The sequence below is a fragment of the Paraburkholderia sp. UCT2 genome, from assembly GCF_014397665.1.
GTDB classification, from domain to species: Bacteria; Pseudomonadota; Gammaproteobacteria; order Burkholderiales; family Burkholderiaceae; genus Paraburkholderia; species Paraburkholderia tuberum.
This window is the reverse complement of record NZ_VZQO01000011.1, coordinates 1-12,577: the sequence shown is the minus strand read 5'-3', so window position 1 is coordinate 12,577 and position 12,577 is coordinate 1. Positions and strand designations below refer to the sequence as shown.

Below are 12,577 nucleotides of genomic sequence, written 5' to 3'. Positions count from 1 at the left end.
CGTGGGCGAACCTGTTCGTTCTTCATCGCGCCGCTCTTTCGCGGCAAAGGAGAAGCCATGGAAAAGAGCCCAAAAGCCACGGCCTTGTTCATCGCAGGTTTTGGCCCGATTGTGATTGAAGCCCAGGCAAGCCGCGATCTCTACGGTCGGGCCTTCGGTATCCCCTTCAAGGAGGAGAACGGCGGCTATCTCCATACAGAGGGTCTGAACGGCGCAAACTCTTTCGCCTTGTGGCCGCTCTCCCACGCCTCCCAGTCGTGCTTCGGCACGGATTCGTGGCCTCGCGACGTACCCATCCCGCAAGCCTGGATCGAGTTTGATGTCGACGACGTCCAGGCGGCAACGGCGGAACTTGAATCGCAAGGGTATCGGATGCTGGTCAGGAACCGGACTGAGCCGTGGGGCCAGACGGTCAGTCGCTTCATCGGGCCGGAAGGATTGCTGGTCGGAATCACGTTTACGCCATGGCTGCGGGAACAGAAATGATGGGCAACCACAGTGGCAGTCTTGCGCGCGTTGACTGATAGCCTCAGATCGGCACCAGCGCGCGTCAGGTTACCCGGTTAGCGCCGAAAATCGATATTCACCATTGTGAATAATGCGCGTAACTATCAGCCATCGCTTTCCTAAACTTGGCATTAGGCGAGCACGACGGAAACAGTACGAAAGCATCGTTTGCGTCGAAATCGCAGTCCAACCAAGGAGACGCGTGTCATGAACAAGGCAACCACCACATTGATCGCGGCCGTCGCCGCACTCACGCTGTCGGGCGGCGTATATGCACAAAGCAACAACACGCTGGCGACTCCGACCACACAGTCGCCGGCCGCTGCTGCAACGAGTGGCTACGGCACGCCTGGTGCCACCAACACGGACAGCGGCTCCGGGTCGCCGACCTCGGGCCAGCCGAATAGCGCGAACAGTAGCTCGACGTCCCGCCCCCCCGCTTACGGGGTTAACAACTCGCTTGCGACCCCAACCACAAAGTCGCCAGCCGGCCAATGAGAGCAATCAAGGCTGGCAACCGGGCGCAAATGAGCGCAAAGCGACCAGGCGGTTCAATTTCATCGGGCGTAGCGTGACCGAATAGCCGCGACTGCCAACACAGATCGCGACGGTAGAAAAAAGTTGGTGTGACTGGCCGGTCATAAACGCGCCAGAAGGCCAAGTTCGCCCCAACGTGTCGGCCCTGATTGCCACGACGTCTCGATTGCAAAGCTACTGAACCAACCGGGGCATCATGATCGTCCCATAGTTGGGCCCGATGCCGTCCATTTGGTTGTTTTTGCAGTAGTTGGGATCGTTGCCCATCTGAACGGTGATGACTGCGTTGGACCCGCTGCCCGTCTCGTTCAGGATGTGCAGGCACCCGAATGCGACTATCGGCGGAGTACTCCCTTGTCCCCCCGTGACGTTACTCACTACAGCTACCGTCACCCAGGCACAACTACCCGCCGAACCCGCCGCGATCTGACTACACGTTGCAACACCGTGGAACGCATTGCTATTTAGGCCCGTTTCAAGATAGATCGGTTCGCCGATAGACATCGGACTCGCGTTTCCACTCGTCATCAACCCGACTATGGCGCTGGAACCAAGCTGGCTGTTCGCCGATGAGAGGGAAGTCCATTGCCCTGCGTTGCAATTGGCGGCCTGGTACGACGCTCTGATCGCGAAGATGTACGGTTGGCCGATCGTCTGCGGAATTGGCGTGCCGTTGTTCGCCGCTTGGGGGTCGGTTGTACTGGTAGCAAGATCGGGTGAATTGGTCGCCGAATTCCAGTAGGTGTCGTAGAGGCATTTCGACATGACAATCGGGAACAGTGCCCCAACTTCAGCGGTTCCAGGACTAGCCACGACCGCAGTCGCTGTCGCACTCGTTTTCAGCGATTTGATGTTCAGCACTTGTGCCAGATACACCGGAACGACCCCGTTAGAGTCGGTCCCGTCCTTGTGGACCGTCACCTGAACCGCCGGCACGATGTTTCCGCTTGCTACCGGCACGGTTGCCTGGGATACACCAGCCGCGACATTGCTGACATTCACATAGCCGGTAGTGACATCCGACGAATGCAGTTGCACGGCTGCCCCTTGGACGTTGTTATCCGGTCCGAACGAAACAGCCTCGGTCTGCGAGTCGTTCCAATCCGGATTCGCGGCGTTCGCGTTGTTGCAGCCAGGGTTGTTGGCTTGGGCATATAGGCACTGTGCCCCTGCAAGCGCCGCAGCGTCGGCGGCGGTCTGTGCCTGAGTGCGGGCGAGCATCAGGTTGCCAATGTCAATCGCGAGCGCCGCGAAGCTCAGGAGCATAAGCAGCAGCAGAGCGACCATGATGGCCACCGTACCCTTTTGCTTCTTCATCGATTTTGCGCGGCGCTGAGTACGCATGGTATGGATGTTACGCATGATGTTCTTCTTATTCGTTGTTCATCGTGGCCGTGGAGCTCAAGGTGATCGGCCCAGTCAACGGGTTCATCAGGGGGCCGAGCAGCAACCCTGTGAACGTGTACGAAACCTTGACTGCCAACGCGGTGCCGAACGACCCGCCTGCGTTGGTCACCGAGACCGACGGTGTGGGGTTTTTCGTCGCAAACGAAATCAGGTACGAGGACGTATAGTTGGTCACCACGTTGGTGATGTTTGTCGTCGTGGGCCTGGGACTTGTTAGCACGATGCCCGCCCGCGCGCCCTCCCTGGCGGCGTTGGTGATGACAGCCTGGTCGTACAGCGCCAGGCCGAACTCGACGATCCCAAACACGATCAGCAGCAGGATCGGAAGTACGAGCGCGGTTTCAACGGCCACCACGCCCTTTTGCTTTTTTTTCAGGCTCATTATTTGACTCCGTATGCGCTCACGCAACAGTCACCGACAGCACCTCGTTGGCTAAAGCTTGCGCTCTGCTCTGGACGCTGATTCGGTGGACGCGATCCTGAATTTCGCAAAGGCGCGGCTAGCGCCGGGGAATCGAAGTGGGCGTGAACAGTAACGAGCCAGCGCACATCGAGGTAACACCGATGACGTGGCACGCTTGAAATATGATGGAATCGCGACGGTGCTGTTCGCTTGATTTCTCATGGTGTCCCCCGACGTTGAGTGCCACACTCCGCATGTGATTGTTGAATGCGAAGGGCCTCGAGAAGCCATCTGGTTGTCATTTTGGCTTCGCTTATAGCGCTAAAGCATACGAGGCATATCGGGGGAATCTGTGCGCTTCCAGACAATTCTTCAGCAATAAAGGCAAAACGGCTATTGAAGACGACACATTGGATTAGTTTATCTCGCTACGCTTGATCCTGGCCGCCCGGTTTATTGCTTCAGATGCCTCATGCTCAATGAGATCGACGTTACTGCATCGCGGTGGATGAGAAAGTGGCTTGACCCGGCCGCAGCGCCTCGACAACTCCGGCCGCGGCTGCTCTCGCGCAGTCAGACATAGCTGAGTTGCGTTTATCGCGCAGGCTTCGATTCAAGAAGACTCCGGCGAATGGGAGCGATAGTGATTCCACCAATCGCATCTGCCCGCGAGTTTCGAGTCGTCGCTGTGCAAGAACTTTAGCCTTGCGACGTTTTCGCGAACCCTCACGCAGGCACATGGCCCGACGCGTTCGTGCTTCGTCATCCACACACGCACAGCCATCTGGGCGCGTGACCGCGATTGTGTATTCGTCGTCAAGAGAAGCGGTCAACACGGGCCTTTACCAGGCCGCTCGAAAAAGATCTTGGGCATGGGATCGTTTCCATTTGGTTTCTACGTCGCGCAGCCGAGCGACCAGCGGTGTGTTGTTGATCGAGTCCTTCATGCAGTCAGTTGATCCGTTGGCTCGGTGGTTTGCATCGCCGCTTGAAAACGGCCGCCGTCCCAGTATCCCCCCTAACTTTCGGACAATCGGTGCGATATCGAACAATCGCGCTCACCGGTGCCGGTTGTGATCCAGCGCTGCCTCGATTACGACGCGGGGCCGGCCGTCTGGCAACCCGCGGCCAGCGAAGACGGTTACTCGCGGCGGGTTTCAACCTGCGCTGACAGCCTCCCTCGTCAAAAGTAACCGTCCTCCATGACGACGTTGTGGGCGCATGCTTCTCACCGTCTAGCAGACATTCGTGGATGTCCGATCACTGATCTACGATCGAACCGAACCGCGGCAAATTCAGTGCGACGAGACATAAGCCGTATCAGCGAATACTGCCGGGATCGCGAAGCTCTCGCGCATACGCTTTGCCTCTGCGGCCGGCGTCAAGCCAAACAGACGCCTGAATTCCCTGCTGAACTGGGACGGGCTCGCATAACCCACAGCGTGTCCCGCCGCCTCCGCGGTTAGCTCCTTGCGCACCATTAACAGGCGAGCCTGATGAAGGCGCGTCGACTTCACATATTGCATCGGCGACACCTGCGTAATTGCCTTGAAGTGGCTGTGGAAACTCGGAATGCTCATACCCGCTTCGTCGGCCAGTTGCCTTACGTCGAGGGGCTGCGCATAGCTTGCATGAATCAGGCGGAGTGAGCGGCCTATCTGTCCGAACTGTCCTCGCATCGCCAAAGCCTCGCGCAACGAGCCTCCCTGGGCTCCGGTGAGCACCCGGAAATACAGTTCACGCAGCAGCCCGGCGCCCAACACAGCAGATTCGAGTGGCCGATGCATCGCCTCGAGGAAGCGCAGCACGGACGCTTGCATTGCGTCATCCATCGGCGTCGACATCATGCTTTGAGGTGCTGGTGCGCACTCCCCCACGCCTTCGCGGTCGATCCGCTCCGCAAGTTCGGCGGCCAATGCGAAATCGAGGTGCAGATACAGCGCGAGCAGTGGGCGCTCCTCGGTTGCGTCGGTCTCCATGCTGAACGGCACGGGCACGGACACGGCCAGGTAGTGACGCTCGTCGTACAGGTAGAGCTGGTCGCCGAAATAACCTCGCTTGCGGCCCTGGCAGACGATCACGATACCGGGATCGTACAGAACGGGCGTGCGCGATAGCGCCCGGTTCGACCGCAAGATGCGGACGCTCGGCAGTGCCGTCAGGTTGTAGCCCTCGTCGGGCGCCAACGCGCGTAGCAGGACAATCATGCGTTTCTGGCTTCGAGAGGATAGAGCTGGATGCTGGGCCAAAGCGCGTATCGTGTTCATAGTTTTATGCAAGAAAATCAGCGGAATTCGGCTTAATTTGCCTCGCTGGTCAGATTAGTATGCACTCTCCAATCGACATTCGGGAGAAGCTTCAATGGCAATCAGCAAAACTCTGCTCATCACCGGCGTCAGCAGCGGCTTTGGCCGCGCGCTCGCACAGGAAGCGCTGGCGGTGGGTCACAAGGTCGTCGGTACGGTGAGAAGTGCCCAGGCAAAGCGTGAATTCGAGTCCGTATCCGCGAATGCTGCTTGGGGACGCGTGCTCGACGTGACCGACTTCGACGCGATCGACGGCGTCGTGGCGGAAATCGAGGCTGGCGTCGGACCAGTCGATGTGCTGGTCAACAATGCCGGCTACGGCCACGAGGGCATCATGGAGGAATCGCCGCTCTCGGATATGCGCCGACAGTTCGATGTGAATGTATTTGGTGCGGTCGCCATGATGAAGGCCGTCCTGCCGTTCATGCGTGAGCGCCGCCGCGGCCACATTCTGAATATCACATCGATGGGCGGCTACATCACGATGCCGGGAATCGCTTATTACTGCGGGAGCAAGTTTGCGTTGGAGGGCATCTCCGAGGCGCTTGGCAAAGAGGTCAAGCCCTTCGGTATTGCCGTGACGGCCGTGGCGCCGGGCTCATTTCGCACTGACTGGGCAGGTCGCTCGATGACGCGGACCCCCCGCTCGATTTCGGATTACGACGATATTTTCAATCCCATCCGCCAGGCCCGCGAGGAAAAAAGCGGCAAGCAATTGGGAGATCCCAGGAAAGCGGCGCGCGCAATGCTGGCCGCCATGGCAGCGGATCATCCGCCCACGCGTCTTTTGCTCGGTAGCGACGCACTCGGGCTTGTTCGAGACAAGTTGTCGGCATTGAACGTGGAAATCGATGCATGGGAGGCTACCACCGTTTCGACGGACGGCTGATGAGCGCCGAGGCCGACAAGCTGTCGAGAACCGTATCCTCAATGAAAGGCCTGGACCGACAGGGCAAAGCTGGGACGGGAAGCGACGCAGACGTCAAAACAGGACTGAAGATGTAGCCGACTCCCGCGATCAGCGCCGGCGTGAAGTTATAGCGCCCGTTGGTCGATCTCGTAGTTGTCGACGCGCAGGCTGTGACCGCCGCGATAGTCGAGCCGCGTGTCGGTGACGACCAGGTTCACCGCTGCCGCGCCGAACGGCGAATTTCGTCCGTCACCCCCGCGATGGTCTGTAAACTGTCCCTTCTGCTGCGGACAAGAGGTTGGAGTGGTGAGATCAGGATACGGCGCGATATTCACCGCCTTAATCGCCGCGGCGCTGTTCGGCGCCGCGACACCGTTGGCCAAGGCGCTGCTCGGCTCAGTCAGCCCCTTCATGCTCGCAGGACTGTTTTATCTCGGTAGCGGCCTGGGGCTTGGGGTCGGCATCGCGTGGCGTGCCTTCCGATCGCGCGGGCTTCAGTCCGCCGCGGACCACCGCATCACCAAAGGCGAGTTGCCCTGGCTGATCGGGGCGATAGCGATGGGTGGCGTCGCCGGCCCCGCATTGCTGATGCTGGGCCTGTCCACCACACCAGCGGCAACGAGTTCGTTATTGCTCAACCTTGAGGGTGTGTCGACCGCAGTGATTGCCTGGGTGGTCTTCCAGGAAAATGTCGACATTCAGGTTTTTCTCGGGATGGTGGCAATCGTTGCGGGCGGCGTGCTTCTGTCGTGGCATCCGGGACAGTCAGGCGTGCCGGTGGGTGCGTTACTGATCGTCGGCGCGTGTCTGTGCTGGGCAATCGACAACAACCTGACGCGCAAGGTCTCGGCGAACGACGCGATGGTGATCGCGTGTCTCAAAGGGATGGTGGCCGGTCCCGTGAATCTCGGCATTGCGATCGCGGCGGGCGCTTCGCTTCCGTCAGCAGGAACCATGGCGGCAGCGATGCTGACCGGGCTTGGCGGTTACGGCATCAGCCTCGTGCTGTTCGTTGTTGCACTTCGCCATCTCGGTACGGCGCGTACAGGCGCGTACTTTTCCGTTGCGCCGCTTTTCGGTGTCATGCTTTCGCTGATCATATGGCCCGCGCTACCCAATCTGTCTTTCTGGATTGCCGCCGCCCTGATGGCGCTGGGTATCTGGCTACATGTGCGCGAGCGGCATGAGCATGAGCACAGCCATGAGTTTCTTGAACACACGCACCGGCATCGCCATGACGAGCACCATCAGCACGCGCATGAGTTTCCTTATGCCGGTGAAGAGCCGCACACGCATCCCCACGTGCATCTGCCCATTACACATTCGCACGCGCATTTCCCCGATATCCATCATCGGCATCAGCACTAGCTGTCCTCCGACGTCGTCATTTCCCCAGGGCGGCGCAGCATCTTGTCGACTTCGCCCGCGTGCATCTCCTCGACGTGGATCATCTGACGGGCGAACTCCTCGAGTGCAACCGAGCGGTCCTCGACGAGCGCCAGCAGGTCGCGATACAACTGCAACGCAAGATTCTCGGCTTGCAACGACTCGCGGAGGATCGAAGAGATATCGAAGGTGTGCGAGTCGAGCAGAGGACCGATCGCAAGCGACGGATAGGCACCCAGAGTCGTGATCCATTCGCCGGCCTGCTGTGCGTGCAACAACGATTCATCGGCCTGCGCGCGCAACCACGACCTGATCGGAATGCGTCCGAATCCGAACACAAGGAACGAATAGTGCGTATATCGGACGACGCCGGCCAACTCGGATTCGAGAATCCGGTTCAGCACCGCAACGACGTCTTCCTTATTGATCTCGGCCATTTGAAGTCTCCTTTCATGGCGTGGCGAGGCGTCCGGCCTCGCGACCGGGTAGGCCGGCAAGCGGCCGCAAACGGTGGCCGCACGCCTGATCGAAACGGATAGATCCCGCCGGCCCACCGCTTTTCGCATCAAGCGTTCACGACCTCGTCGAGCGCCGCACGCTCAAGTGCCCTTGCCCTTCTTCACCCGCTCGATCTGCTGCTTCGCCGCCTGATACACGGCTTCCGGCGTGAAACCGAATTTCTTCTTCAGATCCGCGATCGGCGCCGACGCGCCGAACGTATGCATGACGACCTGCGCACCGAGCCGTCCTGTATACCGATCCCAGCCGAGCGACGCAGCCTGCTCGACGGCGACGCGCGCCTCGACGTCCGCGGGCAGCACCGACTCCTGATACGCGCTGTCCTCGCGCTCGAAGATGTCCCACGACGGCATCGACACGACGCGCGCCGCGATGCCCTCGCTCTTCAGCTTCTCGTACACGTCGGCGCAGATCGACAACTCGCTGCCGGTCGCCATCAGGATCACCTCGGGCTTCTTGCCGTCGGGCGCATCGGCGAGCACATACGCACCGTGCCTGACGCCGCTCGCGGGCGCATAGCGGCTCCGGTCGAGCGTCGGCAGCGGCTGGCGCGACAAGACGATGCACGCCGGCCGATGCGGCTGCGTCAGCGCAACGCGCCAGGCCTCGGCTGCTTCGTTCGCGTCGCCGGGACGCAGCACCGTTAGGCCGGGCACGCCGCGCAACGACGCGAGCTGCTCGATCGGCTGATGTGTCGGACCGTCTTCGCCGAGGCCGATCGAATCGTGCGTGAACACAAAGATGGCCGGCACTTCCATGATCGCCGACAGGCGGATCGGCGGCTTCATGTAGTCGCTGAAGATCAGGAACGTCGAGCCGTACGCGCGCAGATTCGATAGCGCAAGACCGTTGACCACCGCGCCCATCGCATGCTCGCGAATGCCGAAGTGCAGATTGCGGCCGGCATAGTGATCCGCCTGGAAGCTGCCGGCGCCTTCGAACTTCAGGTTGGTTTTCGTCGACGGCGACAGGTCCGCCGCGCCGCCGATCATCCACGGCACACGCGCGGCAATCGCATTGAGCACCTTGCCCGACGATTCGCGTGTCGCGATGCCCTTCGGGTCCGCGTTGAAGCTCGGGATGTCGCTGTCCCAGCCCTGCGGCAATTCGTGCGCCTCGATCTGCGCGAATTCGCGCGCGAGCTCCGCATACTGCTTTTTGTAGCTGTCGAACTTCGCCTGCCATTGTTCGCGCGCCGCCTTGCCGCGCGCGCCGATGCCCTGCGCGAAGCGCTCGTGCACGCCCTCGGGCACGTAGAAGAACTTGTCCTCGGGCCAGCCGTAGAACTTCTTGGCGAGCGCGACTTCCTCGACGCCGAGCGCTTCGCCATGCGCGGACGCGGTGTCCTGCTTGTGCGGCGCCCCCCAACCGATGATGCTGTGGACCACGATCAGCGACGGCCGGTCGGTCACGCTCTTTGCTTCGACCAGCGCCTTTTCCAGCGCGGCGGTGTCGTTCGCATCGCCGACGTGCAGCGTGTGCCAGTTGTAGCCGTGAAAGCGGCTTGCCACATCGTCGCTATACGCGAGGTCCGTATGGCCTTCGATCGTCACGCGGTTGCTGTCGTAAATCCAGATCAGGTTCGACAGCTTCAGATGCCCCGCGAGCGAGGCCGCTTCGTGCGAGATGCCTTCCATCATGTCGCCGTCGCCGCAAATCGCGTACACGCGGTAGTCGAACAGCGGCGCGTCCGCGCGATTGAAGTGGCTCTCGTACCAGCGCGCGGCCATCGCCATGCCGACGCTATTGCCGAGCCCTTGCCCAAGCGGTCCCGTGGTGGTCTCGACGCCGGTCGTCATCCGGTACTCGGGGTGGCCCGGCGTATTGCTGTCGATCTGGCGGAAATGCTCGATGTCGTCGAGCGACACGGCCGGCGCGCCGGTCGGTTTGCCGTGTTCGTCGACGGCTTTCACGTTGGCCAGATGCAGCAGCGAATACAGCAGCATCGACGCATGCCCGGCCGACAGCACGAAGCGGTCGCGATTCGGCCACAGCGGCTCGTCAGGGTCGTAACGCAGATGGTGTTGCCACAGGTGATACGCGACCGGCGCGAGCGCCATCGGCGTGCCGGGGTGGCCGGAATTGGCTTTCTGCACGGCGTCCATCGACAGCGTGCGGATCGTGTTGATGCACAACTGATCGAGGGCGGAATCGTTTTGCATGGGACGCTCCTTGTTCGGCAATTTGGAAGACGGCCGACGCGCGCCGCGGAGCGCGCGGACGGATCGGTGCATCGTGTCGACATGGAATCGCGCGCGCCCGGGCATGTCGATAAGGACGCGAAGCCGCACGTCGAACCGCCCACGTGCCAGCGTCACCGCCGAAAGCGCGCCGGAAAATCGCGGCAAAGCCCACAGATGATGCGCCTAACCGCGCAACTCTGCACGCCACGCCGCGGCAGGTCGGTTGCTTCGCAAACGACGAAGTTCAGGCCGACTGCAGCCAAAACTCGATGACGGGACCATGCTTGCCGTCGATCGGATCGAGCGGCGGAAACGGCAACGCCAGCATCTCGGTGAGTTCCTGCGGCGTCAGCGCTTCGCGGCGAATGTCCCATTGCTGCCCTAACGGATAGCCCGCCACCACCTGAAAATGCCGCTCGAACGATTGCAGACAATGGCCGGTGCCGGCCGGCAGCAGCAGCACGTCGCCCGCGTGCAGCGTCACCACGCGTCCGCCTGGCCCGCCGACGATCACCTCGGCGCTCGCGTCTGTCACGCCGAGCACCTCGTGCGCGGTCGCGTGAAAGTGATGGAAGTCGAAGATGCCGTTGCGCCACTGCGCGGGCCATGCGTTGCGCTCGAAGAGGATTTCGAACGCGGCGGGCAGATTGCCGCTGCCGGGCGACAGCGCGCGCCGGTACAACACGACCGGCAGCTTGCTGTTGTTCGGCACCCAGTCGTGCGGCTCCAGCATGAACGCTTCGTATTCGGTCTGCGCGGCGTCGAAGCCGTGCCTGGACTCGTTGAACATGGTTGCTCCTGGCTTGTGATGCGGTTGCCGCGAACCTGCGCACGAGCAGCCGGCTAGCCTCCGCCGATGCCCTGCAGCACCTTGCCCGTGCCGCCGCACACCGCGCAGCGAGCGCCCTCGACCTTGCCCGTGCCGTGGCAGGCGCCGCACAGGTCTTCGCCAGCGCCCGGCGTGTTGGGCGGCGCTTCGTCGCCGGGGTTCATCGATTGGGTTGGATTGTCCGCTTGCATGCGCTTTCTCCGGTTGAGTGTTGACGGATTGGATGCACGGCTGGCACGCAACGCGCCGTGTCATTGCTCGCCCGGCTGCTTGTGATGCGATTCGCGCCCGCCGCCGCCCGGCGGCTCGGCGTGCTCGCCGCTGCCGAGCGGCACTTCGGCACCGTGGCGCGGCCGCTCGCTCGACCGTGGCGGATTGGTCGCTTTGTCCACGCCGGTCTGCACGACCGGTTCGATGCCGAGCGGACTCGGCTCGACGTAGTGCGTGCCGCTCGGCTTGTTGCGGGCTTTGACTTCGTCGGACATCGTGGGCGCGGCGCGGTTATCTGGCCTCGCGGACTGCTCGCCGCCTAGCGTCGCGCTCTGCTGCGGGGTGTCGGTCGATTGGGGATCTTGCATCGGGCCCTCCTCGTTTGTTCTGCCGTCGATTCGCGTCATCACGCGCCATCTCGAACGGGCATCTGGTTCACGCAGCAACATTCGAGCCTTGCCGGAGAAGTCCGCGCGCAGCGCAACAGGCACGGCCATTGCGACCTCGAAGGCGGTAGCACGGCACGTTCGCTTTGTAAAAAAGGCGCGCCCCCGACGGAGAACCTCATGAGCATTACGACAATTCGCGTATCCGATACCGAGGTGCAGGTCGAGCGCACGCTGTACACGTTCGCGCAAAAGAGCGACGCCGATGCGTTCCAGAACTGCCTCGTCGACGGTTCGGTCGACACCTGCTATCGCGATCATCCGCCGCTGTCGGCGCGCCCCACCGTGCCCGACGAACATCCGGACGATCCCGCGCGCGGCAGCACGATTTCACCATCGCTCGGCGGTCTGCCCTGATGGCTCTGCGCCTCTCACGGAAGCACTGCCAAGCCGGCTGCGCCCGCTCAGCCTTCGGGCGCGGCACGATCGGCCGCGACGAGCTTGCGGCCGTACGCAATCGCGGCGCGGCGTGCTTCGTCGGCGGTCGCATAGGGGCCGATCTGCGGTGCGCCCTCGAACGGGAACAGAATCCGCCTGTCCGCTTTCCTCACAACCTTCAGCCCACCTATGTATCGGCCGTCGCCTGTTCCGTGATAGCTGGCGAAAATCTCGAAGTCGTCGTCGGCAACGTCGGCCTTGTGTCGCGCCATATGCGCTCCTCGTCCTGTGCTTTGCGTGGGCGATGTCTGTGAGCCGGGCGCGCGCGGTCATCGCGATGCGGCGCGCGTGCCGGGTTCCAGCAATTGACGTTCCAGGCGAACGACATCCGTCGGCATGCGGCACGAGCATTGCGCGTCTGAACGAAGACTAGGGTCTGTTTACATATGGAACGCACGTGCGAATGCCCGCTATCGGCCGTCCCCCAAGGGGACGGCCGATAGCGGGCATTCCCCTGGAATGAAATTCAGAACTGGGGTTGCCGCGAGAAGGGCCG

At 61.8% G+C, this 12,577-nt stretch carries 15 protein-coding genes; 5 read left to right on the top strand and 10 right to left on the bottom strand.

Translation table 11 applies throughout. The features are described 5' to 3' along the window. The first annotated feature begins 57 nt into the window (after positions 1-57). Together F6X39_RS11400 and F6X39_RS11395 are read left to right on the top strand one after the other, a co-directional pair. Positions 58-486, top strand: coding sequence for a VOC family protein (locus F6X39_RS11400; RefSeq protein WP_187616701.1), 429 nt, complete (start codon positions 58-60; stop codon positions 484-486). Positions 487-714: 228 nt separating this feature from the next. Then, positions 715-1,005 carry a hypothetical protein gene (locus F6X39_RS11395; protein WP_187616700.1) on the top strand — a complete coding sequence of 97 codons (291 nt, stop codon included), beginning with the start codon at positions 715-717 and terminating at the stop codon, positions 1,003-1,005. A 213-nt stretch (positions 1,006-1,218) separates the two neighbouring features. Here the strand turns inward: F6X39_RS11395 and F6X39_RS11390 are convergent, their stop codons facing one another. From F6X39_RS11390 to F6X39_RS11380, 3 genes are all read right to left on the bottom strand, one after another. Further along, entirely contained in the window at positions 1,219-2,406 is a 1,188-nt protein-coding gene (locus tag F6X39_RS11390; protein WP_187616699.1) for a pilus assembly protein TadG-related protein, read from the bottom strand. Between the two features lie 10 nt (positions 2,407-2,416). Then, positions 2,417-2,833 (bottom strand): TadE/TadG family type IV pilus assembly protein, encoded by a 417-nt coding sequence (locus F6X39_RS11385; RefSeq protein WP_187616698.1) that lies wholly within the window; start codon positions 2,831-2,833, stop codon positions 2,417-2,419. Positions 2,834-4,149: 1,316 nt separating this feature from the next. Further along, entirely contained in the window at positions 4,150-5,061 is a 912-nt protein-coding gene (locus tag F6X39_RS11380; protein ID WP_260321133.1) for an AraC family transcriptional regulator, read from the bottom strand. A 154-nt stretch (positions 5,062-5,215) separates the two neighbouring features. Between F6X39_RS11380 and F6X39_RS11375 the strand changes: the two genes are divergently transcribed. Beyond that, entirely contained in the window at positions 5,216-6,049 is an 834-nt protein-coding gene (locus F6X39_RS11375) for an oxidoreductase (protein WP_187616697.1), read from the top strand. A gap of 146 nt (positions 6,050-6,195) precedes the next feature. On the opposite strand, the gene F6X39_RS36755 is transcribed toward F6X39_RS11375, so the two are convergent. Continuing rightward, positions 6,196-6,453 carry a hypothetical protein gene (locus tag F6X39_RS36755; RefSeq protein WP_262413944.1) on the bottom strand — a complete coding sequence of 86 codons (258 nt, stop codon included), beginning with the start codon at positions 6,451-6,453 and terminating at the stop codon, positions 6,196-6,198. Here F6X39_RS36755 and F6X39_RS11365 point away from each other — a divergent pair. Continuing rightward, the gene (locus F6X39_RS11365) at positions 6,374-7,438 is read left to right on the top strand and encodes a DMT family transporter (RefSeq protein WP_410450051.1); all 1,065 of its coding nucleotides are present in this window, start codon (positions 6,374-6,376) and stop codon (positions 7,436-7,438) included. The two genes, F6X39_RS36755 and F6X39_RS11365, sit on opposite strands and share 80 nt — an antisense overlap. Here F6X39_RS11365 and F6X39_RS11360 read toward each other — a convergent pair. The 5 genes from F6X39_RS11360 to F6X39_RS11340 form a co-directional block, all read right to left on the bottom strand. Further along, positions 7,435-7,893 (bottom strand): bacterioferritin, encoded by a 459-nt coding sequence (locus tag F6X39_RS11360; RefSeq protein ID WP_018425186.1) that lies wholly within the window; start codon positions 7,891-7,893, stop codon positions 7,435-7,437. The two genes, F6X39_RS11365 and F6X39_RS11360, sit on opposite strands and share 4 nt — an antisense overlap. Before the next feature lie 162 nt (positions 7,894-8,055). Then, the gene (gene tkt, locus F6X39_RS11355) at positions 8,056-10,137 is read right to left on the bottom strand and encodes a transketolase (RefSeq protein WP_187616695.1); all 2,082 of its coding nucleotides are present in this window, start codon (positions 10,135-10,137) and stop codon (positions 8,056-8,058) included. Positions 10,138-10,402: 265 nt separating this feature from the next. After that, on the bottom strand, positions 10,403-10,948 hold the full coding sequence (locus F6X39_RS11350; protein ID WP_187616694.1) for a cupin: 546 nt from the start codon (positions 10,946-10,948) through the stop codon (positions 10,403-10,405). Between the two features lie 53 nt (positions 10,949-11,001). Next, the gene (locus tag F6X39_RS11345) at positions 11,002-11,178 is read right to left on the bottom strand and encodes a hypothetical protein (RefSeq protein WP_187616693.1); all 177 of its coding nucleotides are present in this window, start codon (positions 11,176-11,178) and stop codon (positions 11,002-11,004) included. Positions 11,179-11,238: 60 nt separating this feature from the next. Further along, entirely contained in the window at positions 11,239-11,565 is a 327-nt protein-coding gene (locus tag F6X39_RS11340; protein ID WP_187616692.1) for a hypothetical protein, read from the bottom strand. A 198-nt stretch (positions 11,566-11,763) separates the two neighbouring features. Between F6X39_RS11340 and F6X39_RS11335 the strand changes: the two genes are divergently transcribed. Beyond that, complete coding sequence (locus F6X39_RS11335; RefSeq protein ID WP_184035304.1) at positions 11,764-12,000, top strand: hypothetical protein; 237 nt, start codon at positions 11,764-11,766, stop codon at positions 11,998-12,000. Positions 12,001-12,047: 47 nt separating this feature from the next. Here F6X39_RS11335 and F6X39_RS11330 read toward each other — a convergent pair whose 3' ends face one another. Next, complete coding sequence (locus F6X39_RS11330) at positions 12,048-12,293, bottom strand: DUF6723 family protein (protein WP_090809892.1); 246 nt, start codon at positions 12,291-12,293, stop codon at positions 12,048-12,050. Between the last annotated feature and the right edge of the window lie 284 nt (positions 12,294-12,577).